Source organism: Oceanococcus sp. HetDA_MAG_MS8 (assembly GCA_019192445.1).
Taxonomy (GTDB): domain Bacteria; phylum Pseudomonadota; class Gammaproteobacteria; order Nevskiales; family Oceanococcaceae; genus MS8.
Genome location: JAHCMK010000011.1, coordinates 54,084 through 77,938, shown reverse-complemented (window position 1 = coordinate 77,938; position 23,855 = coordinate 54,084). Strand labels below are relative to the sequence as shown.

The following is a 23,855-nucleotide window of genomic DNA, read 5'->3' as shown; positions in this document are numbered from 1 at the left end:
ATCAGACGATTTGAGGGGCTCATATATGCAACGAACTTCTGTTAAGGGACACTAGCGCCTCGTTTCTCGACATCGATCTCCCCCTTGCACGGGCAGCGCCTGTCACATTCTTTGCCGCTGGCATGCGGCATGCTGTGGTTCAGATGCGCTAGCCACTGGTGATATTCCACATGCGTCGGACCAAAATCGTTGCCACCCTGGGACCAGCCTCAGGCCCGCCTGAGGTGCTCCGCAAGTTGCTCCTAGCAGGAGTCGATGTGGTGCGTTTAAATTTCTCCCATGGGCAGCCCGATGACCATCGCCGTCGGGCGCAACAAGTGCGCGCTGTGGCTGCGGAGTTGGGTCGGGACATCGGCATTCTGGCGGATCTGCCGGGCCCTAAAATTCGCATAGAAAGCTTCGCCGAAGGGCCGGTGGAACTGGTCGAGGGGGCCGCCTTCGTGCTCGATCCTGCACATCCTGCCGATGCCGGCACTGTGGAGCGGGTGGGCGTGGCCTATGCCGAGTTGGCCAAAGATGTGAGGCAGGGCGACACCCTGCTCTTAAATGACGGCATGCTGCGCCTAAGGGTGCAAAAGGTCAGTGGCCGCGCCGTGCATTGTGTGGTGGAGCAAGGCGGCGAGCTGAGCAACCGAAAGGGGCTGAACAAACAAGGTGGTGGGCTGTCTGCACCGGCTCTGACTGATGCCGACCGCGCGCATATTCATACCGCCGTGGAGATTGGCGTCGACTTCTTGGCGGTTAGCTTCCCCAAAACCGGGGACGATATGAAAAAGGCTCGCTGGTTGGCAGAGGCAGCCGGTGGCGAGCCGTTGCTGGTCGCGAAAATTGAGCGTACCGAAGCCGTGGCCAACCTCGATGACATCCTGGCCGAATCGGATGTAGTGATGGTGGCGCGCGGAGATTTGGGTGTAGAAATCGGCGAGCCCGCCCTACCTGGTGTGCAAAAAACAGTGATTCGGGCTGCGCGCGAGGCCAATAGGCTGGTGATCACGGCGACTCAAATGATGGAGTCGATGATTAGCAACCCTATTCCCACCCGAGCCGAAGTCTTGGATGTGGCCAACGCCGTCATGGATGGTACCGATGCGGTGATGCTCTCGGCCGAGTCGGCAACAGGGCAATTCCCGGTGCAAGCCGTGCAGGCCATGGCGCGCATCTGCATGGGATCTGAGTCGCAGGAAACGCCGCAACGCTCGGTGTCCCAGCTGCAGGACCATTTTGAGCGCATCGACGAGGCCATTGCGATGGCCGCGGTCTACACCGCCAGGCATACCCGCGCCGAGGCCATTATTGCCTTGACCGAGTCGGGTATGACGGCCATTTGGATGAGCCGCATGGATACCCGCATTCCGGTGTTCGCCCTCACTCGGCATGAACATACCCGGCGGCGAATGGCCTTGGTGCGGGGGGTCTATCCGGTGGACTTCACCCCCAGTAATTTGGATGGCGTCACCGCCTCGCGCGAATCTGCCCAAGCGGTGTTAGCCCTGGGCTTGGTTCATGCTGGCGACCGCGTGGTGATTACCAAAGGCGACTTTAATGGGCCGGGCGGCACTAACTCCCTGAAGGTGCTGCAGGTGGAGGCCGCAGACCCCCATTAAAGCACCTCATTTCAAGCCCGTGCCGATAAAACGGCTATAAGGTCTTGAAATTGTAATGAACTTGGCGGAGTATCAAGGGGACGCAATGAGCGCCGCAAACCATGGGACGCGCCTCGCATGCATGCCTTGCCTCGGGTGCTGAAGCTATCTGCCGGTGGCATGCCTGTCGCCTGGGTGGATTGGCAACGCGCCGTTTGCCTGTACATGGAAAACAAAATTCTCTGGGAAGCCGGTGCAGAGCCCATCATTCTGCATGGCGGCTGGAACCGGGAGAGTGGCCAGCGCAGCGTATTTGAGCTGTCCCCCATCATCGCCGTGGATGACCGCTCGCGGATTTGGGAGCAAGGCGGCGTGTTCCCCCTCACCCGGCGGAGGCTGATTGCCCGCGACCATGCCCTGTGCTTGTATTGCGGCCGCTCGGTCAGCGACTCCACCATGACCATCGATCACGTCAAACCCCGTGGCCAGGGTGGCCGTCATACGTGGGAAAACGTGGTTAGCTCCTGCCGCAGTTGCAACCAGAAAAAGGGCTGCCGCACGCCCGAGCAAGCCAGTATGGATTTGTTGGCAGTGCCCTATGCTCCCAATGTGGCCGAAATCCTGCTGCTGTCCGGGCGGCACGTGCTTGCCGACCAAATGGACTATCTGGAGAAATTCGTCCAGAAGCGGCCAGGCGCTGTGGGGCACTAAGACCCTGCTCAGCCCCTTAGGGCTTTGGATTGCTGCAGCAAGCTTGTAGCTGCTCCCAGGCTTGAGCCGCGCTCGGCGGCAGTGGTTGGCGGAGCTGCAAGCGCTCAATATGCAAATGATCCTCTGCCACAAAGCCATCCATGCGCCGCTGGGCCGCATGCACAATGCTGCGAAAACGGCGCCTATGCTCGCGAAAGCGATCCCGACTGATGACAACTCCGCCGTCGGCCTTGGCGGCTTCCAGCAAAAAAATATCTGCGCTGGTACCGCTGGGCACTTGCAAGCAACAATCCGAAGCTTGCAGTAACTCGGCGTATAAGCCGCGCTCTGCTTCCAGAAATTGATGAACGGCGCTGGCGTCGAAGACCAAAATGGCCCTCCGACCTTGCTCTAAGAGCCCCTGAAGTGCTGTGAGAGGAACGCGCAGTGACGGTGGTGGGCCGCACCAATACCCTAGGTTCAAGGCGTCCACCCAGATGGGCGTTGTTAGCGGCGGTGGTTCCATCATGGCTATGAGCGACTGGGAAGGGGTGGAATTTGTTGCGTGTATTCTGGCCGGCGGCTATTGCTCGCAGCTTTCTGAGCCGGCATAGTCAGCCTAGCAGCCTGTTGGGCTAAGCCGGTCGGTAGATCATGGTCAGTCCCACAGACTGCGAGGGAGCAGCCTGCACCGTATGCCCTTCATTGTGGGCCAAGTCAGGCGGAGGATGACATTGTCGTCCAGCCTAAGGCTGGCGGCTGACTCAGAGGGGTGAGGAATGTACAGGGCAGCGCCGCGAATTTGGCTGCTGGGTTGCGTGATCATGTTCGGCTTGCTGGGCTGTGGTGGTAACTACAGTGGCGCGGTTGTGGATGACAACCCGACGCAGCCTGCAGACCCTAGCCCCGCGCCCAGTCCACCGCCAGCAGGTGGCCCCGCCAGCGACGAAGACAGATTCTTCGCCGAGCGGGTGCAGCCGCGCTTGGATTTTTGCCGCACTTGTCATGTGCCCGATGGCGTTGCGGATGTGCCGGACGGAGAGCGCTTTTTGCTCGACCCTGATCCTACTCAGGATGCAACACGGTTACAGCAGTCTTGGCAGCAACTCGGTGGAAATAACCCCGTGTCACGGCTGCTGACCATGGCCTCGGGCGAGGAGGAGCATAGTGGCGGGGCGCCTTGGCCGCAGAACTCCCAAGCATATATCGACGTGCGTGCACAGCTGCGCTGCTATGCCGACCCGGACAACTGCAGTGACTACATTGCCGAGGCTGAGGCTAGTGAGCCGGAAGCGCGGGCCAATCGCAAGGCCGAGTTATGGCAGCTGGCCGGGCAGATTTGGCAAGGGCGTAGCGGGCCGGGCTGTGCAAGCTGTCATGGAACGCCGCAACTGCAGGCGGCCAATCTGCAGCCGGACTTGCGCAGTTGCGGGCAGCAGCATCCCGCCCTGGCATTGCCCTTGTGGCGCCCTGAGGTCTGTGTGCTGCTAAATACCTGGGTGGCACCATGAAAGGAGTCATGATTGTGCTTGCGCTATGGCTTAGCAGCTGCGCCGCGGTGGCCCCCTGGGAACGTGGCCTCTTAGCCAGTCCGGAAATGGCCTGGGAGCCAGACCCGCTCATCGACGGTTATCGTCGCCACATGCACGCCAGTAATGAAGCTGGGGCGGACGCCAGCGCTTTGCCGGGGAGTGGTTGTGGCTGCGAGTAGCGCCAAGTTGCCACCCATTCCAACGGTGTTGGCAAGCTTAAGCGCCGCCCTTGCCGGGCCCGTCGCTCAGGCCCAAAGTGACTGGGACTATGCCTATGTGGACTACCGAGAAGCGCCGGTGGCCGCGAATCGCACGGCCTCCGGTCAGGCCGAAGAGCGGTTTAGGATTCGTAGTCACCGCTTGCGCAACCAGTGGCAGCGCGGTGACGACCAATTCTCCGCCGATGCCAGCGTGGAGTTTCTCAGCGGGGCCTCGCCCTGGTATGTGCTCCCGGCTGCAGATGACCAGCGTCCGGTACAAGTCATGAGTGGCGCAAGTATTCGCGAGCAGCGTCAAGCCTTGAGTTTAGGCTGGCAGCGACAGGCCGGGGCGGGACGTCTGTGGGGGGCGCAACTGGGAGTGTCCGACGAGGATGATTACCGCTCTTATAGCGTAGGCGGCAGCGCCGCCTGGGATAGCACTCATCGACGCTGGACCTGGTCGCTGGGCGGGCAATACAACAGCGATGAGCTGTTTCCCACAGATGGAGCTTCGGCGCAGTTTCCGCAGCGGATTCGTCGCGCTAGCCGTGACGGGGCTGCGGCCAACAGCAGCCTGAGCTATGTGCTCAGCCCCCGTTCCATGCTTCAGCTGGGTGTGCAATGGGAGCATCAACGCGGTTTTCTGAGTGACCCCTACAAGTTGGTTTGGGTACAAAACGAAACTCGAACCATTGCCGATGCCCGGCCTGAGCGGCGAGAGATTCTGGCCTTAAGCCTGCGCGGCCGCTACCACTTGGGGACCCGTACGGCCCTGCATCTGAATCTCGGTGCGAGCCAGGACGACTGGGGCATACACGCGCACTCTGCCGAGCTTCGCCTGCGTCAGAGCCCGCCCCAAGGCCTGGGTTGGAACATGCTGCTGCGCTGGTATAGCCAGTCTCAGGCTGATTTCTATACGCCGTTTTTACTGCGCCGCCGCGTGGATGGAATCGCCAGCAGTGACCCTCGCTTGTCACCCTTTGGTGCTCTGATGCTGGGGCTGAGCTGGCGTCAGCAATATAGCCGCTGGTGGTGGGGCGGGGGCATGGATGTTTACCAAGCCGATGGACGTTATGCCCTGGAAGGAGTAGAACAAGAGGCGCCCGCCTTGTTGGGTTATTGGAATGGGTTTTTGCGTATAGGACGTGACTGGTAAGGCCGAACATGTTTTTGCTGCCCTCGGAGGGCCTGCCCGCATTGTTTTGCAGTTGGCGGATGAGCGCCTTGCGGCTGAGATTTTTGCCCAGGCCGAGCGAATCGTGCGTGAATTCGAGGCCAAGTACAGCCGGTTTCGCAGCGACAGCCTAGTGGGCCGCATTAATGCTGCACGCGGCCAAGCCGTACCCATTGATGCCGAAATGGCGCGCATGCTGGAGATCGCCCATTCGCTCTACGAGCAAAGCGACGGCGCTTTTGATGCCACTGCTGGCGTGCTGGCGGAGGTTTGGGACTTCCGGGGTGGGCGTCCACCAGCACGCTGCGACTTGGCGCAGGCCTTAGAACGTGTGGGCTGGGAGCGCGTGCGCTGGGATGCCGAACATATTCGCCTGGGTTCCTTGCAAAAGCTGGACTTGGGCGGCATTGGCAAGGAATTCCTGGTGGATAAATTAGTGCACTTCCTGCGCCGCTCCGGCGTGCAGTCGGGGGTGGTAGATTTGGCCGGCGATCTTTGCGTGCTGGGGCCGCAAAGCGATGGATCGGCCTGGCGGGTTGGAGTGAGCGACCCCGCAAACCCCGAGTCTGCGCGCTACTCCCTACAGCTGTATCACGGTGCTTTATGCACCAGTGGGGATTATCAGCGTGGTTTCGAGCATGAAGGCCAACGTCTGCACCATATTTTGGATGCCCGTACCGGCTGGCCCGTGACCGGGCCCTTAAGAAGTGTCACGGTGTTGTCTACCAAAGCCACCTTGGCGGGCGCGGTATGTACCCTGGCTATGTTGTACAACGCGCAGGCCTGTGTGTGGTTAGGCGATAGTGACCTCGCCTGGGGCGCCATCGACGATGAGGACGTTTTGCACGGCCCCTTAACGGGCCCGGCCCCTCCAGGCCAAGCCAGTCCCTATGCGGAGGCGGCCTTATGATCGTCAGGTTTGGGGTGGCTGTGGTTCTGGCGCTGCTGATGGTGGCTGCAGAGGCAGCCCCGCCCCTTATGACAGAGCTGGCTAGCAGGCCAACAGAGCAGTGGCAGCCCCTAGCGTCAGTGGAGCAATGGCAAGAGCAGCGACCCACCGCAGAGCTGATTTACCTGGATTTTTGGGCCTCGTGGTGCGGGCCCTGCCAGCAATCCTTTCCGATCATGCAGCAGTGGCAGCAGCAATATGCTGCACGCGGTTTCACCATACTCACGATTAGCCTAGATGGACGGGCCGAAGATGCGCAGCGTTTTTTGCGACGGGTGCAGACCACATTGCCTGTGCAATGGGACCCCAATGCCATTTTGGCCCAACACTTCGGGGTACAAACCATGCCGCAGTCTTATCTGCTGAACGCTCAGGGTGAGGTGCTAGCGACACATCGTGGCTTCCAGCACAAAGACATCGCGCACCTCGAAGCCCTGATTCAAAGTCATTTGCCTTAAGCGAAGCGGAGTCCGCGTTTGGCAGCTTTGCTCCTTGCTGGGCCTGGTGCAGTTGGGGACTAATTAGTCGGCTGAATGGGGGCCGTCTAGGGCAAAGGTGACCGGGATGATGAGCTCAAAAGCGGTGCCTTTGTGCAGGGGAATGCACTGCACGGTGCCGGCGAGCTGCTGGGCATTTTTTTGCACCAGATAAAGGCCGAGGCCGCTGCCAAATGAGGCCCGCGGGTGAAAGCGTTGGAACATGCCAAACACGCGCTCACGCTGATCTTCCGGAATGCCTAAGCCATTGTCCTCGACCCGAATGACCACAGAGCCATGATCGGCCCTCGCTGTAATGCGCACCCAAGGTTGCTCCTCCTGAGGGTCGTGGTACTTGATGGCATTGGATATGAGGTTCTCCAGAATCTGCTGCAAATACAGGCGCTTGACCAAAACTGGACCACTCAGGTCGATATCGGAGGAAATTTGCAAGTTCGTGGTCTGAGTCATATGACTCAAGCTGGCGATGGCCCCATTCACAAGTTCAGCCACGTCCACCGGCTCTGGCAGCGCTTGTGTTGACTTGGTTCGAGTCAGATTAATGATGTCTTCGATCAAGGTTTCCAGCTTACGCAAGGAGGTTTTGGCGTGCGCCAACGCACCAATAATCATTGGTGGGTCGTTGTCTTTAAGCCCGGTTTCCGCCAGATCCATCAGCCCCTGAGAGGACACGATAGGCGCTCTTAAATCGTGAGAGATACGGTAGGAAAATTCCAGCAGCTCGGAGTTGGACTCCTCCAAATCCTGCGTCATCGCTGCGATCTGACTGACCATCGGCCTGAAGATCAACAGCGCCTCCACTACGAGGATGCACAGGGCAATCAGCAATACCAGAGCATGCAACTGCCTGAAGCGTGCGGTGCGGGATTCGGCTTCCCGCTGATACTGGCTAACGGCCGCGTCTAGCTTGTCCAACATTCCACCCAGGGCCAGCGCAACCAGCGCATCGGCAATGTTCGCAAGCTCGCCAGGCTCTGCATTGCTTTTCGCACTCGCCTGAATGAAACGCTGGGCGTGGAAGAAAAACTCGTCGAACAAGGCGTCAATCTGACCGTCGCCCCTATACATCTGCAGCAAGTCCTTGCTGATTGGTATGGCGTTGTCTTGGTCAATGATTCCTGAACTCAGTTTTTTATGGTTGTCCTGAAGCTTGGCGAGGGATTCCTGCAGCTGGTTGTAGTGATCCTTTGAGTTGGCGATATACCCCTGCGCTGACATTTCCCGCGCCAATAAGGCCACCCGCTGCGAGAGCATGCGCTGCATCCCGCTCATATTGATGACAAGTGCCGTGTTTTTGTCCTGCTCAATCTTGAGGATGAAGAAGAAGTGCGAGCCCCCAATGAACACGGCGATGACAAATAATGCCGCCGCATAACGCAGCGTGAGCTTTCTCTTCAGCGAGGAGGTTTGCGGGGCGGACTGGGTATTGATAGTCATGCGAGTGTGCAGATGTCCGGTGGATGGTTGCCCAGTCATGAGCAATGGCGGCGGCTGGGCCTTGTCGTCATCCCTGAGCTGCAATGGACGCAGCCCCATGTGCCAGCCCACCCAGCCATGGGATAGCTACAACTGTATAAGCAATATCAAGGCCAGTGAAAAGGCTGCAGCTTTGCTCTGCCGTTCCCGGAGCCCAGTCCCCATGGTATGGACTGGAGCTCAGTTCAAGCCATGCCCGACTTTCCGCCATCCATCACTCCATGGCAACATGAAGCGTACTGCTTGTGCAGTGATTGGGAGGAGACAAGACATGCGAATGGAATGGGTAGCCTTAGCTGGGTTGAGCGCACTGGCGGGTACTCTGACGGCGTGTAATGGCGGCCGAGAACTCGATGCCATTGCTGTGGCATCACGTGATGCGGACACCAGCCAAGCCCTGCTGGGTAGCACCCGTGGACGGCATATTTGGGCGGAAATCTGCGCGACGGCGCCAGACGATACCGTGCTGCCGGACGACCCCCGCAGCCGTATTCTCCCCGGAGTGAATGCAGGGCTGGCGGTGCATTTCAATGGCTACTGGGAGGACTGTCACCAGAATCTCCCCGCGGCGGAGCAGCCACCGCGAACCTGCGGCGAGTGGAAGGAGCGGCGTGATCGCGGGCAGCACTTTCTGCTGGATGAACTGCCTGTGGCCTTGCAGTCAGCAGAGGAGTTCAATCGCAGCTGGGAGGTCTGGGGTTTGGAACAGCGCCCAGAGAACTTCGATGAGCTGTATACCTTGCGCTATGGGCTGAATCATGCGCCGTTTCCCAATCCTTACCCGCTGCCTGGGGAGGATCCCAATAGCAGCAATGGAGGATCAGGCCAGCTGCCTTTGGGGTTGCGTCAGCTCAAAGACGAGCAGGGGCAGTGGACCGGGCAAATTGCGAGTGCGGCTTGTTTCCAATGCCATGGTGGGCAAATTGGTGAGCCTCAATCGGGTGAGACCGAAGTCATCGGTATGGCCCAGCTGGGCCTAGGCAATAACAACTATGACGTGCCGCAGGTATCGGCGGATGGCTCACCCTTTGTCGGCACGCCCTTGGGTGACCTGGTGCCCGCCTTTGATGCCAACACCCTCTTCAACATCGGCATCCGCCAGCGTGGGCAGAATAATGCCGTAGGAGCTTTTGAGTTCCTCAATACAGTGCTAGACCTGGACTCGCTCGGCATCAACCCCAACCCCGCCAAGATGATCACTCCCTTCGGCGCCCAGGGCCTGCAAGACATATCCCATCCCTTGGCGCATACCCAGGACACACCACCTTGGTGGAACATGGGCTCCCGTCCACGCAAATTTTTTGATTCTGGTGTGTCTAACGACAGTACCCGCATCATCATGGCCGCCGGCCCTGGTGAGCTCGGTGAGCTATTGACGGCCGATGGGGCGTATTACCGCGCCCGTATCGAAGAATGGGACCAAGACCTCGAGGCCTTCTTTCTGTCCTTGGAGTCGCCGCCATACCCCGCCGAGATCGACACCAACCTAGCCCGTGCTGGTGCCATTCTCTTTCACACTAAAAACCTCTGGGCCGAGGAGGGCAACGCCGATGCCCCGCGTCCAGATGGGGGCAATGGCTCCTGCGCCAGTTGCCATGGGGCTTACGCGCCGCGTTATGTGAATGATCCGCGGTTTCTGGAAGACCCGGTCTTCGCAGGGATGGCCTCGCATATCAGCACTTTGGATGTGATTGGCACCGATACGGCCCGCTCCGACATGCTCACACCCAGCTTGCGCCAGGGTTGGGACAGCACCTTTTGGGCCTATCCAGAGGGGACCCCCGGATACGTAGCACCGGAAGACAAAAACTACCTCACCGAAACCCTGGATGACCTCGCCGTAGACCGGCCGCAGGGCCTTTGTGGTTGGCAGAAAGACATCATTGGCTATCAAGCTCCTCCGCTGCACGGCGTGTGGGCGACGGCGCCCTATTTCCACAATGGCTCGGTGCCAACTTTGGAGGCCGTCCTGGATAGCAGCCAACGACCACAGATTTGGCAGCGGCCGCTGCGTGAGGAACAGGGCATCGTGGGTTTCGACCAGCGTCTGGAAACGGCTTTTGACTTCGCTGCCGTCGGCTGGAAGTACACCAGTTTGAGTTGCGACAGTTTGCCCGGTGACGCTCTGTTCAACTGTAATCCGGTGCAAAGTGAGGGGCCGTCCATGTATCAGCTGGTCACTAACTTCCTTTACGACATGGTCAGCTATACCGGCATGTTAGGAGCCGTGGATCCGACTCCCGGGGCTTTGGAGCGGCGGTTGGTTTACGACACCCGCATTTTGGGCAATGGCAACGGTGGCCATACCTTCACGGATGTTTTGAGTGATGTGGAGCGGCGGGCACTCATTGAGTACCTCAAAACTTTGTGAGAGCTGTCTTGCGTGAGGAGAGTGCGGGTTACACTGCGCCCACACTGAGTGGAGATAAGTAATGCTGCGTATTGCGCCTTGGGCTGTGTTGAGTTTGTGCTTGTTCAGTGTGTCGGCAACGGCCGCGAACTTGGCGACGGTGTTGACTGGACCTCAGCGTAGTGCGGACTACGTGCAGCGTGATACTGCTCGAAAACCCCTGCAAACCCTGCAGTATTTCGGTTTAGAGCCGGATATGACGGTGGTCGAGATTTGGCCTGGCGGCGGCTGGTACACCGAAATTTTGGCGCCATATCTGCGTGAGCAAGGCACCTTCTATGCGGCGCACTTCAATCCCGAGGCGGAGCGGGAGTACTTCCGCAAGTCTTTGGCGAAATATCAGGACAAACTCGCGGCCAACCCGGCCGCTTACGACAAAGTGCGTTTGACGGCCTTTGAGCCGCCGCAGTTATTGGATATTGCGCCACCGGGGTCGGCCGACCTGGTGCTGACCTTTAGGAATGTGCACAACTGGTACATGCGCGGTGGTGGTGAAGAGAAATTGCTGGCCGCTTTTGAAGCCATGCATCGCGCTCTGAAGCGCGGCGGTGTACTGGGCGTGGTGGAGCATGCCTTGCCAGCCGATGCGCCTTTATCCATGCAGGAGCGCAGCGGCTATATGCGCGAAGACTATGTGGTGAACATCGCCGAAAAAGTGGGCTTTGTGCGGGTTGATTCTTCGAACCTGCACCATAACCCTCTGGATGACGCAGACCATCCGCGTGGGGTCTGGACCTTGCCCCCTCGGTTGGCATTGGGCGAGGAGAACATCGAGACTTACCTCACCATCGGTGAAAGCAATCGGATGACGCTGAAGTTCATGAAGCCCTAGCGGCTTGCGGTTGAAGCCGCGTGCCGTTGAAGCGGGGGCGACGGTGCCGGGGGGCATCATCAAAACTTCATGTTGAGGCGGAACAATGCAGGGTTGCACGGCCTTGCCATGCGTCCGTGCGCACAACAGAACCCGCTGGAGAACCCCCATGTCATCAAATTTCGCTGCGACGCTGCCGCGTCGCGACTTTTTGCGCTATGTCTTATTGACTGGTGCCGCCGCCGGTGCCGGCTCTATGCTCAATGCCTGCGGGGGTGGCGGCCAAAGTCCATCGCGCGACGCATTGCCTGGGGACAACAATGAACTGTTTATTCCCTCTGGCCCGCTTGCCAACATTGGCCCTCTGCAAGGGGCTGACGCCAATGACGTCCTACTACCGCCAGGTTTTAGCTCGCGCATTGTGGCCCGCAATAACGATACCGATCTAGCCACAGTCTCTGGCACGGGTTACACCTGGCACCCCTTCCCGGATGGTGGGGCCACCTACCCACGGGAGAACGGCGGCTGGATTTATGTATCCAACTCCGAAGTGCCGGGTGTGCCGCTGGGCGGAGCCGGGGCTTTGGTCTTTGACCCGGACGGCAGCGTAGTCGACGCCTATTCCATCCTCACTGGCACGACCATGAACTGTGCCGGTGGCCAAACCCCGTGGAATACCTGGTTATCTTGCGAGGAAACACCCAGCGGCCAAGTCTGGGAGTGTGATCCCTATAACCCCGGCCAGGGTATTGCCAAGCCCGCCTTGGGTTTGTTCTCCCATGAGGCCGCGGCCATCGACCCGATCAATAAAGTGGTGTATTTGACGGAAGATGCTGGCGATGGCCGTTTTTATCGCTGGGTTGCCGACGCTGCCGACATTGACCCGGTCAGTGGCCGGCTCGCCATGGAGCAAGGCCGCCTGCAGGTGCTCAACCTCGAGGGCTATGAAGACGGCGGTTACGAGTCGGATGATGCACTGATGCGCACCCTACGGCCGGTGACGTGGGTGGATGCCAATAGCCCAGATCAACCCCAGGGTACCGTGCGTGGCCCCGGCAGTATCTTCGATGGTGGTGAGGGCTTGTGGTATTACGAGCTGCCTGAAGAAGTACGCAGCATTCCCCAGGGCGGGACTGTGCCCACCCGCGGTCTGGTGTTCTGGACCTGCAAAGGCGACAACCGCGTCTGGGCTTTGGACATTGAGAACCAGTTGGCCGAGCTGATCTTTGATAACAGCCAGATCAGTCCTGAGTTTGCCGATGTGGACAACCTCACGGTGAGTCCGGCCGGTGACATTCTGGTTGCTGAGGATGGCGCCGGTGTGCGCATCATGGTGGTGGTGCCCAATCAGCCCTCTAAGGTTCTGGTCCAACTGGGCAGCACGCATACGGCTTCTGAGATTTGTGGCCCAGCATTTTCCCCGGATGGCTCGCGGCTGTACTTCAGTTCGCAGCGTGGGCCCGATGGCCTGGGTGCCCCCAGCGGAACCACCTTCGAGATCCTCATTCCCGAAGAGTTTCGCGCCTAAAACGAGTTGAGAGTCGCGCATCGCGGCCGCGGTAATAGAGCAGGGCCTCGTCGATATCGGCGAGGCCTTTCCAAAAGCCGAATGCACCGCCTAAGGCATGTCGGCCCATCGGGATCGCTGTCCTTCGCGCCGCTTCGCGGTGCCCTCCGGCGCCTTGCATTTGGTGTGGCCGGCTTGACGCGACATCGTGTTGCGGCAAGCCTCAATCGGCCGTCCATGGCCGATTGACCACAGTCACTCCAGGCGCCTGCGGCGCTCCTGAATGCGGCCCCAACGGGCCAACATGCCCCTTGCCAGCGAGCCGAGCGCAGGTGGTTGGTAAAACCATGCTGGAACTGGCTCTAACGCGACGACCGTCCGAGGACGAGGGTGACGAATCCAACAGACCTCCTCGGCAGGCTCTGTGCAAGGTGCCGCTAAATTGCGAAAAGCCTTTCTTCTATGGGGTGGCTCTGCGTTGTCAGAGCCGGTATTCTGGGCGCATGCGTGGACTTGTTTGGATTCTGTGTAGCGCCCTGCTGCTGATGCCTGTGACCCAGGCCTTCGCGGCGTGCTGCCTGAGCCCATCCTCGATGACCATGCCAGCAGCCTCCGCCATGGAGGCCGAAGCGCCCTGTCATTCGGGTATGTCCATGCCGTCGCAGCAGGCGGCAGCAGAGCCGGAGCACTCGGCTATGGATGACTCCGCTGCAGTGTCTGCGACGGACTGCCCCCATGGAGGGTATTGCGCTGCGCTCACCCTGTTGCTGCCGGGCCTTGCCTCGCAGGCTCCACAGATCGACCTCACGGCTGCAGCCTTTGCACCACCACAATTGAGGCCAGCCGCCGGCTGGTCACTCGGCCTACTCAGGCCTCCTCAAGCGCACTCCTAGTTTGCCCTCCGCTGGATAGAGGCTGCCGTTCAGGCAGTGCTCCTTCCGTAGTTGCTGGGGGCCATCGGGCGGCGGGTCCATAGTGGCCCCTGCCTACTGTTGTTTGGTGCCGAAACGACGCGGTCGCGACTGCGCTCAAGACTGAAGCGATCCCAAGGGCATCAGCCACCTAGGAGTGAATGGTGAGAATATTTTGGTGGGGCCTGTGCTGCTGGGCTCTGAGTACAGCGACGCCGGTTCATGCGCAATCGCTGGCCATGTCGGCTTATGTGCAGCAAGTAGAGCGGGCCGCTGTGTCTTTACAGCTCGCTGAGCAAAACACTCGCGTGGCCGAAGGTCATGCGGCGGCTAGCGGCCGTTGGGCTGATCCTCAGCTGAGTGTGGGCCTGGCCCCCGAGTCCGTCGCCGTGCCCGGTTTAGACACTGGTGCCGTGGTGGGTTTGAGTCAGGCCTTGCCCTGGCCTCAAACGCTGCGCAGTGAACGTGCTCGCGCTCAAGCAAAGCTGGTAGAGCAACAGGCAGTGCAGCGACAGCAAGAGCTCATGCTGCAACTGCAGGCACGACAGGCTTATGCGCAGTGGTGGTACGTGCACCAAGCCATCGCGGCCAATGCGGAGCAGCAGCAGTTGCTAGCAGATTTGTTGCAGGCGGCGCGGGGTGCCTATAGCAGTGGCGCCACAATGTCCCAGGCCAGATTACTGCGCTTGGGTTTGCGCCTGACGCAGCGTGAGCAGCAGGCCCTGGACCTAGAAGCCCAGCGCAAAGCATTGGCTGGGCATATGAACGCCTTGCGCAATCAGGCCGTCGATCATCCGCTGCCGCCGCCAAGCGGATTGCCGCAGTTGCCGGCTTTACCAGCCACCGAGCAGCTGAGGGCTGCCTTGGTACACGCTCACCCTCAATTGGCGGGGCTACAGGCTAGAGCGGAGGCCGCAGAACATGCTCAGGATCTTGCGCGCCGGAACTACCGGCCCGATTTTCGTTTGCAGCTGCAGTACTTGCAGACGCTGCCGCGGGAAGAAAACCGTACCCAAGTGGGCCTGAGCTTCAATGTGCCCTTGGGGCAGGAGAAGCGAGATGGTGCTTTGCGTGCCGCCCGTGCGCAGCGCTATGCCGCGGAGTTGGCGGAAGAAGATGCACTGAACCAGTTACTAGCTGAGCTTAGCGCGGTGCTGGCTCAAGAGCGTGCGGCCGAGCGCAGCGTGGCATTGCTGCGCAGCAGCGCCCTGCCGATGGCTGAAGATGCGCTGCAGGCAGCGCGAGCCGCCTTTATGAGCGGCCAGGGGGATTTGCAGGCCGTGCTCGACGCCGAGGCGGATCGCATTGAGGTGGTGCTCGACCTAGCACGGAGCCGGGCACAGCATTGTCAGCAGCGCTTCGCCTTGGCCCAGCTTACCGCGGGGCGCTGGGAGGAGCAGCTTTGGAACGAAGGAAGTGAGGAAGGCCGGCCATGAGTAACCGAACACAATGGCAAAGCTGGAGGCAGCACCGAGAGCGGCTGCTGAGTGTGCTGACATGCGGCGCAGCGGTACTGGCACTGCTACCGCCAGCGGTACTCGCCAAGGACGGGGCTTGCCCCGATGGCAGTGCGCCGGAGTATTGGGTCGCGCCCATGGATCCCAACTACCGTCGCACACAGCCAGGGAAGTCGCCCATGGGTATGGACTTGGTCCCCCAATGTGCCACTCATGCCGCCTTGGGGAGCGGGGTCGATCTCAAGATTGCCGCCGCTGTGCAACAAAACCTAGGGCTGCGTACGGCGACGGTGGAGCATGGCGTGGTGCAGCGTGCATTACTGGTGGGCGGTTTGCTGGAGTGGCATCCGGATCTTGTCGAAATGGTGCATGTGCGCGCCGAAGGCTGGATTACGGAGCTTGCGGTAAGCAGCCCTGGTGCGCATGTGGAACAAGCCCAAACCTTGCTGCGGTTATTTTCTCCAGCACTCGCCACAGCCGAGCGTGAGTTTTTGGCCGTGGCTAACAATGCGGCCTTGCGGGCAGCAGCGTCCATGCGGCTAAAGGCGCTGGGTTATAGCCCAGCACAGGTGGAAGACTTAGGCGAGCGAGGAGCACCCGCACCCACCTTGGATGTACTGGCGCCGCGTCGTGGTTTGGTCTGGCAGCTACCCGTGCATCAAGGTGAGTTCGTCAAACCGGGGACGCATGTCTTTACTTTGGTCGACCCTAGCCAGCTATGGTTGGCTCTGGAGTTGCCTCCCAGTGCCGTCGGCATGCTGGTTCCAGGTGATGAGGTGGAGCTGGAGCTGCCCCAGCGCTCCATCCAGACTATGACCGCCACGGTGGTCCGCAGCGCCCCATCTGTAGACCCTCTCACCCGCAATCTGCGGGTTTGGGTGGAGCTCAACAACACCGATGGTCAACTCAAAGCCGGGGAATATGCGCTGGCCCGCATCCGGCGCGTGTTGGCGCATGGGCTGCGCATACCACGCTCTGCGGTCATCCAACGTGGTGGCCAAGATAACCGCGTCATTGTGGCGGTGGGCGCGGAAGGCTTTAGAGTGCAGCCGGTTGAGTTAGGCGCCCAGGGAGATGAGTTTGTCCATGTTCTCGGTGGTCTTAAGCCCAAGGATCGCGTGGTTCGCGCTGGCCAATTCCTGATTGACTCCGAAGCGAACCTGGATGCCGAAGCCTTGCGCCTGCGCGCCGCTGAGCCTCCTCAGGGACGCGCCTTAGCGGTGATTCGCGGCATCGATGAACAACGACGCGAGTTGGTATTGGAGCATGCCGATTTCGAGCCTGTGGGCGAGCATGGAATCCGCATGCCCGGCATGACCATGGGGTTTAGTCTTCACCCTGAGGTGAGTCTGCAAGGCTTTGGGCCTGGTGACTCGGTAGCAGTGCTGGTCGATAACCCTGAAGCGGGCGTGTATCGCGTGCTGGAACTGGAGCGGCAGCCATGATTACCCGGCTGGTGCAGTGGTCTTTGCAGCAGCGCGGCTTGGTGTTACTTGGGAGTGCCCTAGCTTTGCTGCTGGGTGTATGGGCTTGGCAAAGCACGCCGGTGGATGCCATCCCCGATCTCAGTGAAACCCAGGTCATTATCCGCGCGACTTGGACAGGACAGGCTCCAGAGGTGGTCGAGCAGCAACTCACCTATCCCCTCACATCGGCTTTGCTTGGGGTCCCCGGTGCGCGCACGGTGCGCGGCTACTCCTTCTTTGGCGACGCTTATGTGTACGTGATTTTTGATGATCACACCGACCTTTACTGGGCGCGCTCCCGCGTGTTGGAGTCGCTCTCGCAGGTGCAATCACAATTGCCGCCGGAGGCCCAAACGCAGCTTGGCCCCGATGCGACCGGTGTGGGCTGGGTGTACGAATACGCCCTGGTAGATCGCAGTGGCGGGCATGATTTACATCAGCTCACCACCTTGCAGAACTGGACACTCCGTTATGCCTTGCAGGCAGTGCCTGGCGTGGCCGAGGTCGCCACTGTGGGCGGTATGGTGCAGCAGTATCAGGTGCAGGTGGATCCTCTGCGCTTACAGGCTTACAACCTCGAGCTGGAAACGGTCATTCGGGCCTTGGGCCAGGCCAGTGCGGAGACCGGAGCCGGCGTATTGGAAATGGCCGAAGCCGAGTACATGCTTCGCATCCCCGGCTACGCCACCAGCATCGAGGACCTGGAAGCCATCGCCTTGCGGGCTTCGGCAAGTGGCGCGCAGCTGCGTTTGGCGGATGTGGCCACGGTGCAGCTGGGCCCAGCGCTGCGTCGCGGCGTGGCCGAACTCAACGGTGAAGGTGAAGTTGTTGGCGGCATCATTGTGATGCGGGCCGGCGCCAATGCCCAGCAGGTCATTGCCGGGGTCAAGCAACGCTTGCAGGACCTGGAGGCGAGCTTGCCCGAAGGTCTGGAGATCGTGACCACCTATGATCGCTCGGGCCTGATCGCGGCTGCGGTACAGACCTTGGAGCGTACCCTCGTCAAGGAGCTTTTACTGGTGTGCTTCATTTGCGCACTGTTCCTGCTTCACTTGCCCTCCGCATTCGTGGCTTTGCTGGTGCTGCCCTTGGGCGTACTGCTGGCCTATGTGTTGATGCGGCTGGGCGGTATCAGCGCCAACATTATGTCCTTGGGCGGCATTGCCATTGCGATTGGCGCCATGGTGGATGGAGCCATGGTGATGTTGGAAAACCTGCATCGGCATCTAGAGTCAGAGGATGAACGCAGTCATTGGCAGCGCGTACAGGACGCTGCTCAGGAAGTGGCGCCGGCGTTATTCGTGTCCTTGTGCATCATCACCTTAAGTTTTGTGCCGGTGCTCAGCTTGGGTGGGCAGGAAGGCAAGTTATTCGCTCCTTTGGCCTGGACCAAAACCTTTGCCATGGCCGCCGCTGCTTTGCTGGCGGTGACCTTGGTGCCTGTACTCATGGGCCTGATTGTTCGGGGGCGGCCGCCGAAGGCTGCGGCCAACCCGCTGAATCGCTGGAGTGCATCGCTTTATCAGCCACTGCTCCAATGGAGTGTGCGCCACCCACGCAGCGTGGTGTTCGCGAGCGCATTGCTCGCGTTGACGGCGCTATGGCCGGCCAGTCAGTTAGGCAGGGAGTTCATGCCGCCCTTGGATGAGGGCGACTGGATGTATATGCCCACGACGCGGCCGGGTATTTCGGTGGGCAAGGCCCGCGAGTTATTGCAGCAAACCAACCGGCTCATTGCCTCAGTACCAGAGGTGGAGACGGCATTTGGCAAAGTCGGCCGCGCCCAAACCGCGACCGACCCAGCGCCGCTGACCATGATTGAAACCACAATTCGGTTTAAGCCGCCAGAGCAATGGCGTGACGGTCTGAGCTTGGAGGATATTCGCCAAGACATCCGCGAGCGTGTGCAAGTGCCAGGCCTTAGTCCCGCCTGGGTCATGCCTATTCGCACCCGTATCGATATGCTGTCCACCGGGGTCAAAACGTCACTGGGCTTACGTATTAGCGGCCCGGAACTAAAGACCATTCAAAGCCTGGGTCGTCAGGCTGAAGAGATTCTGGCTGCTCTACCGCAGACAGCCAGCGCCTATGCTGAGCAAGTTGTGGGTGGGCGCTATGTGGATATTCGACCCGACCGCGACGCTTTGGCCCGCTTCGGCTTGAGTATGGGCCAGGCTCAGCAGCTCATCCGCGCCGCTGTGGGCGGAGTGATCGTCGGGCAGAGCGTGCAGGGGCGAGAGCGGTTCCCGATTCAGCTGCGCTATCCCGCACATTGGCGTGAGAATCCTCAGGCCTTAGGCGAGTTACCGCTGCGAACTCCGCTAGGCCAGAACATTCGTTTGCAGCAGCTCGCGCAGATTGAACTGCGCTCCGGTGCGCCCATGATCAAAAGTGAGAATGCGCGTCTGGGCGGGTGGGTATTGATCGAACCGCGTGGCAGTGACATCGCGGGCTATGTGCGCACCGCGCAAACGGCTCTGCAACGGCAGTTAGATCTACCCTCTGGTTACAGCATGGACTGGGTGGGGCAGTACCAGTCCCTGCAAAGTGCGCAGCGGCGCTTGTCGCTGGTTATTCCGCTCACGCTAGTGCTGATTGCGGCGTTGCTCTATGCCTTGTTTCGCCGCGCGACGCCCGTGGTGGTCTTGCTGGCGACATTGCCTGTGGCAGCAGCTGGGGGCGTATGGCTGCTGTGGTGGTTGGACTACGCGTTATCGGTGGCGGTTGCCGTGGGCTTAATTGCTCTAGCCGGGGTGGCGATTGAGATTGGCGTGGTGATGTGGACCTATTTGGAAAACGATCAACGGCAAGCCCCACAGGCGACCTCCGCAGCCGAGCTAAATAGGCTGATTACCCACGCTGCGCAGCGCCGCCTCCGACCGGTGCTGATGACCGGGCTGGCGACCATCGCCGGCTTGCTGCCCATCATGGTTTCCAGCGGAACAGGCGCCGAGGTAATGCAAAGGATTGCGGCCCCCATGGTGGGCGGTATGGCAAGCACCATGTTGCTGGTTTTGGTGGTACTGCCCGCGGTTTTTGCCTGGTTAGCTCCGCGCCCCAACTGAGCCGTTACAGACAAGGCTTGGGGCGTCGCGCCAAACTCTGTATTGGGCGTCAAGCTGCATCGGAGGACTTGGTCTTGAGCATGCCCGGCGCAGTATGTTGTCGTTGCCTTGAATATCGCGATGCATCTAGCATCATAGTAAACAGAGGGTTTAATATGAATTCCCACGCTGTGCACATTAAAGCCAGCAATGAATAACCCAAGAAATAATGATTCTGGCCGGGCCGGCGTATACCAGCGTCAGCTATCGGGCTACCGGGCGTTCATGCCCGCCAAACTACCACCTGACCCACCCGTGGAGTTGGCTGGCGAATTGCAGTCGCTACTATCGCAGGCCGACCGAGCGCTCGGCCGGCTGGACGGTTCGGTTCAGACCCTACCTAACCCAGATCTCTTTGTGATGATGTATGTGCGCAAAGAGGCAGTACTCTCAAGCCAAATTGAGGGTACGCAGAGTTCGCTACATGATGTTTTGGCAGCGGAAGCGAAAATGTTGTCGAGCGCGCCGCACAGCGATGTAGACGAAGTATTCAACTACATTTCTGCGATGAATTACGGGCTGGAACGTCTTGCAAGCTTGCCTGTGTCGACCAGGCTCATACGCGAAATTCACGAACGCCTGTTGTCCGGTGTCCGAGGTCATCACCTTACGCCCGGCGAAACACGCACGACTCAGAATTGGATTGGGCCGGGCGGTTGTACCCTGAGTGAAGCGGGGTTTGTCCCTCCACCGCCGCACGAAGTCCCCGCGTTGCTGAGCGATTTGGAAAAATTTATCCATACCGATACTTCATTACCGTTACTCATTCGGGTTGGACTGGTGCACGCTCAGTTTGAGACCATCCACCCTTTCCTTGATGGCAATGGGCGTGTGGGACGCCTACTCATAACATTCTTGCTCTGCGAAAAGAAGGTATTGCTTAAGCCGGTGCTTTACCTATCGCATTTCTTCAAACGAAATCGCAGTTCGTATTACGAGCACTTGCAGGCAGTCAGGGACCATGGTGCATGGGAGGCATGGCTCCGCTTCTTCTTGCGCGGCGTGCTGGAAGTGAGCAAGGAAGCAACGGATACCGCACGGGTCATCTTGGCGCTGCGTGAACAGCATCGTCAGCTCATTACTGACCATTTCGGGAGAGCGGCCGCCAATGGACATCGTGTACTTGAATATCTGTACCAGCGTCCGATCGTGTCAGTTGCCGAGATTCAGACGCTCATTGGCACCAGCTACCCTGCTGCGAACAACCTCGTCAATCTGTTCGATCAGCACAGTATCCTGCGTGAGGTGACCGGTCAGAAGCGGAATCGAAAGTTTCTTTACCAAAGCTATTTCCGGTTATTTCAGGATGGACCAACGCAGGAACAAACCTAATAAGCGGGTTGTATTCGGTGATGTGCTCTAAGCGTCCCGATTCGCTACAGAGCCTTTTCGCCTGCTATGTCAGAGCACTTGGTGCTCGGGATATGCGGCACGGGCGTTTCGTCTTCCGCATAGAGCCTGGAGCGTGTCAGGAACCGCTTGCCGCTTCCGTTCTCCAAGGAGAACATGCCGCCTTGGCCTGGCACCACGTCGATGATGAGTTGGGTGTGTTGCCAATATTCGAACTGGGGGCCGGAAATGTAGAAGGGCACATCATTCAGTGAGCCCAGGTACACATCGCCTTGGCTCACTTTGAACTCGGATGCGGGAAAGCACATGGGGGCGGAACCGTCACAACAGCCGCCAGATTGGTGAAACAGAATGTCACCATGTTTTTGGCGTAGCTCCTGGATGAGCTGCAAAGCCACGGTAGTAGCCTTTACGCGGGGAACTTCGTTCATGGGTCAGGATCCTGGCTGAGAAAAAAATGGCCAGCCATCCGCTGTGGATGGCCGGCCAACCGTCTTCTTGAGGACAACGGTATGAGACTCGGTCGGCGGTTAGCGCCCGCCCTACTGCACGGGCGCTAACCAAGCTGCCACATCAATGCGTCAGCGTCGGCCTTAGAAAAAGCCCAGGGCGTTGGGGCTGTAGCTCACCAGCATGTTTTTGGTTTGCTGGTAGTGGTCCAGCATCATGCGGTGGGTTTCGCGGCCAATGCCTGACTGTTTGTATCCACCGAAGGCCGCATGTGCGGGGTACAGGTGGTAACAGTTGGTCCAGACCCGACCGGCTTGGATGCCGCGGCCGAACTTGAAGCAGCGGTTGGCGTCGCGGCTCCATACCCCGGCACCGAGGCCATAGAGCGTGTCATTGGCAATAGACAGTGCTTCGTCTTCGTCTTTGAATGTGGTCACCGAGACCACCGGGCCAAAGATTTCCTCTTGGAAGACGCGCATTTTGTTGTGGCCTTCGAAGACGGTGGGCTGCACGTAGTAGCCGCCCTCCATATCGCCACCAAAGCTGGCCCGATCACCGCCTGTGAGCACCTTGGCACCTTCTTGGCGACCAATGTCCATATAGGAGAGGATTTTCTCCAGTTGTTCGCTGGAGGCTTGAGCACCGATCATGGTGTTCATATCCCGCGGGTCGCCCTGCTTGATCTTGTTCACCCGGTCGATGGCCCGCTCCATGAACTGGTCATAAATGGATTCGGCGATCAATGCCCGGCTGGGGCAGGTGCACACTTCACCCTGGTTCAGGGCGAACATGGCGAAACCTTCCAGACATTTGTCGAAATAGGCATCGTCTTCGTTCATGACATCGGCGAAGAAGATATTGGGTGACTTGCCGCCCAGTTCCAGCGTGACCGGGATAATGTTTTCCGCGGCGTATTGCATGATCAGACGCCCGGTCGAGGTCTCGCCGGTGAAGGCGACTTTGGCAATGCGCTTGCTTTGGGCCAAGGGCTTGCCGGCTTCCAAACCAAAGCCGTTGACAATGTTCAGCACGCCTTCGGGCAGTAGATCACCAATGAGTTCAGCCCAGAGTAGGATGGTAGCCGGGGTTTGCTCGGCTGGCTTGAGCACTACGCAGTTGCCGGCAGCCAGGGCGGGGGCCAGCTTCCAGGCGGCCATCAACAGTGGGAAGTTCCAAGGAATGATCTGCCCGACCACGCCCAAAGGCTCGTGGAAGTGGTAGGCCATGGTGTCGGCATCGACTTCGCCAATAGTGCCTTCTTGGGCGCGGATGCAGCCAGCGAAATAGCGGAAATGATCAATGGCCAGCGGCACGTCGGCGGCCGTGGTTTCGCGCAGCGGTTTGCCGTTGTCCCAGGTTTCCGCCAGCGCGATCAAATCCAGATTGGCCTCCATGCGGTCGGCAATCTTGTTCAGAATATTGGCACGTTCGGTGGTGCTGGTCCGGGCCCACTGTTCCCGCACCGCATGGGCGGCGTCCAGGGCACGCTCTACATCATCGGCATTCGAGCGAGCGACTTTGCAGATGGGCTTGCCGGTAATAGGGGAAATGTTGTCGAAGTACTGGCCGCTGGCGGGCTCTTGGAAGCGGCCGCCAATAAAGTTGCCGTACTGAGACTTAAAAGGGGACTGGGCAGCAGCCCCGACGGTAGCAGGTTGGTTCAAGGGATATCTCCTCGGATTGAGTGGCTAGTCCCCTAAAGCAGTGGCCATGCCAACCCGTGCCATCCACTGGTAGGGCTTATAAGCTCATGAATAAAATAAGAAAAATATTATTCCTGCGCTGAAGTATAGATGGTGCTTAAGGCGCAGTCGGTCCCATCTCCGAGGCAGTGTTGTCACCTTGTTTCAGCTCTGACACAACTACGGCTGATAGCCAAAGAGGAGCGCCGCACGATTCTGAATGAACTAGCGAAAACCACCACTACCGCCAGCTGTTATGCGACCAAAGTGGCAATGATGAAAGGCAGGGAAGCGGGCACTGGGTTGCGCTTGAACCATCTGCTCTGGGTCATGCCTGATGTCGCTGAGGGAGGTGTGCCGGCTGCGGGCCGATGTGTGTCAGCCTCGGTACAGAGGCCGCCGAGGTTGAGCCTTCACAATGGCGTGTGGCCGGCTCATCTAACTGGCAACTCCTTGGGCCTAGGGCATTCCTGAACTAAGCGCGATGGGCCGCAGAAGATCGGTGCGGTTTTTGCTGTGCCAGAGCTATGGATAGGAGACATACGCTGTGGAGCCTGCTGCTCGGCAGCTTCATTCCCTGCGCGGTACTGGCGTCGCCATGTGCGC

19 protein-coding genes are annotated in these 23,855 nt (G+C 59.5%); 15 read left to right on the top strand and 4 right to left on the bottom strand.

Annotated features, from left to right (window positions below; genetic code table 11):
* Positions 1-170: 170 nt before the first annotated feature.
* Both pyk and KI787_14900 read left to right on the top strand, forming a co-directional pair.
* Positions 171-1,604 (top strand): pyruvate kinase, encoded by a 1,434-nt coding sequence (gene pyk / locus KI787_14905; GenBank protein ID MBV6631244.1) that lies wholly within the window; start codon positions 171-173, stop codon positions 1,602-1,604.
* Positions 1,605-1,721: 117 nt separating this feature from the next.
* Positions 1,722-2,294: an HNH endonuclease gene (locus tag KI787_14900; GenBank protein MBV6631243.1), complete on the top strand. Its 573-nt coding sequence runs from the start codon at positions 1,722-1,724 to the stop codon at positions 2,292-2,294.
* A gap of 16 nt (positions 2,295-2,310) precedes the next feature.
* Here the strand turns inward: KI787_14900 and KI787_14895 are convergent, their stop codons facing one another.
* The gene (locus KI787_14895; GenBank protein ID MBV6631242.1) at positions 2,311-2,802 is read right to left on the bottom strand and encodes a hypothetical protein; all 492 of its coding nucleotides are present in this window, start codon (positions 2,800-2,802) and stop codon (positions 2,311-2,313) included.
* Positions 2,803-3,052: 250 nt separating this feature from the next.
* Between KI787_14895 and KI787_14890 the strand changes: the two genes are divergently transcribed.
* Genes KI787_14890 through KI787_14870 form a run of 5 tightly spaced genes read left to right on the top strand, consistent with a single transcriptional unit; the run spans position 3,053 to position 6,586 of the window.
* The gene (locus KI787_14890) at positions 3,053-3,784 is read left to right on the top strand and encodes a hypothetical protein (GenBank protein MBV6631241.1); all 732 of its coding nucleotides are present in this window, start codon (positions 3,053-3,055) and stop codon (positions 3,782-3,784) included.
* A gap of 8 nt (positions 3,785-3,792) precedes the next feature.
* Positions 3,793-3,984, top strand: coding sequence for a DUF4266 domain-containing protein (locus KI787_14885; protein ID MBV6631240.1), 192 nt, complete (start codon positions 3,793-3,795; stop codon positions 3,982-3,984).
* Positions 3,971-5,161 carry a DUF3570 domain-containing protein gene (locus tag KI787_14880; protein MBV6631239.1) on the top strand — a complete coding sequence of 397 codons (1,191 nt, stop codon included), beginning with the start codon at positions 3,971-3,973 and terminating at the stop codon, positions 5,159-5,161. Before KI787_14885 ends, KI787_14880 begins: the two co-directional genes overlap by 14 nt.
* Positions 5,151-6,089: an FAD:protein FMN transferase gene (locus tag KI787_14875; GenBank protein MBV6631238.1), complete on the top strand. Its 939-nt coding sequence runs from the start codon at positions 5,151-5,153 to the stop codon at positions 6,087-6,089. The genes KI787_14880 and KI787_14875 overlap by 11 nt, the downstream gene beginning before the upstream one ends.
* Positions 6,086-6,586 carry a redoxin family protein gene (locus tag KI787_14870; GenBank protein ID MBV6631237.1) on the top strand — a complete coding sequence of 167 codons (501 nt, stop codon included), beginning with the start codon at positions 6,086-6,088 and terminating at the stop codon, positions 6,584-6,586. The genes KI787_14875 and KI787_14870 overlap by 4 nt, the downstream gene beginning before the upstream one ends.
* Before the next feature lie 63 nt (positions 6,587-6,649).
* Here KI787_14870 and KI787_14865 read toward each other — a convergent pair whose 3' ends face one another.
* Positions 6,650-8,062, bottom strand: coding sequence for a type IV pili methyl-accepting chemotaxis transducer N-terminal domain-containing protein (locus tag KI787_14865; protein ID MBV6631236.1), 1,413 nt, complete (start codon positions 8,060-8,062; stop codon positions 6,650-6,652).
* Positions 8,063-8,372: 310 nt separating this feature from the next.
* On the opposite strand from KI787_14865, the gene KI787_14860 reads away from it, so the two are divergent.
* The 8 genes from KI787_14860 to KI787_14825 all read left to right on the top strand — a co-directional run bounded on the left by KI787_14860 (position 8,373) and on the right by KI787_14825 (position 21,099).
* Entirely contained in the window at positions 8,373-10,472 is a 2,100-nt protein-coding gene (locus KI787_14860; protein ID MBV6631235.1) for a hypothetical protein, read from the top strand.
* An 88-nt stretch (positions 10,473-10,560) separates the two neighbouring features.
* The gene (locus KI787_14855) at positions 10,561-11,343 is read left to right on the top strand and encodes a class I SAM-dependent methyltransferase (protein MBV6631234.1); all 783 of its coding nucleotides are present in this window, start codon (positions 10,561-10,563) and stop codon (positions 11,341-11,343) included.
* A gap of 148 nt (positions 11,344-11,491) precedes the next feature.
* Positions 11,492-12,850 carry a DUF839 domain-containing protein gene (locus KI787_14850; GenBank protein ID MBV6631233.1) on the top strand — a complete coding sequence of 453 codons (1,359 nt, stop codon included), beginning with the start codon at positions 11,492-11,494 and terminating at the stop codon, positions 12,848-12,850.
* A 482-nt stretch (positions 12,851-13,332) separates the two neighbouring features.
* Entirely contained in the window at positions 13,333-13,722 is a 390-nt protein-coding gene (locus KI787_14845) for a hypothetical protein (protein MBV6631232.1), read from the top strand.
* A gap of 179 nt (positions 13,723-13,901) precedes the next feature.
* Positions 13,902-15,176, top strand: coding sequence for a TolC family protein (locus tag KI787_14840; protein MBV6631231.1), 1,275 nt, complete (start codon positions 13,902-13,904; stop codon positions 15,174-15,176).
* On the top strand, positions 15,173-16,642 hold the full coding sequence (locus KI787_14835; GenBank protein MBV6631230.1) for an efflux RND transporter periplasmic adaptor subunit: 1,470 nt from the start codon (positions 15,173-15,175) through the stop codon (positions 16,640-16,642). The genes KI787_14840 and KI787_14835 overlap by 4 nt, the downstream gene beginning before the upstream one ends.
* On the top strand, positions 16,639-19,728 hold the full coding sequence (locus KI787_14830; GenBank protein ID MBV6631229.1) for an efflux RND transporter permease subunit: 3,090 nt from the start codon (positions 16,639-16,641) through the stop codon (positions 19,726-19,728). Before KI787_14835 ends, KI787_14830 begins: the two co-directional genes overlap by 4 nt.
* A gap of 189 nt (positions 19,729-19,917) precedes the next feature.
* Positions 19,918-21,099, top strand: a complete 1,182-nt coding sequence (locus KI787_14825; GenBank protein ID MBV6631228.1) for a Fic family protein — start codon at positions 19,918-19,920, stop codon at positions 21,097-21,099.
* 44 nt (positions 21,100-21,143) lie between these two features.
* Here the strand turns inward: KI787_14825 and KI787_14820 are convergent, their stop codons facing one another.
* Both KI787_14820 and KI787_14815 read right to left on the bottom strand, forming a co-directional pair.
* Positions 21,144-21,548: a DUF779 domain-containing protein gene (locus KI787_14820; protein ID MBV6631227.1), complete on the bottom strand. Its 405-nt coding sequence runs from the start codon at positions 21,546-21,548 to the stop codon at positions 21,144-21,146.
* A 162-nt stretch (positions 21,549-21,710) separates the two neighbouring features.
* Positions 21,711-23,231: an aldehyde dehydrogenase family protein gene (locus KI787_14815; protein ID MBV6631226.1), complete on the bottom strand. Its 1,521-nt coding sequence runs from the start codon at positions 23,229-23,231 to the stop codon at positions 21,711-21,713.
* Positions 23,232-23,855: the final 624 nt, after the last annotated feature.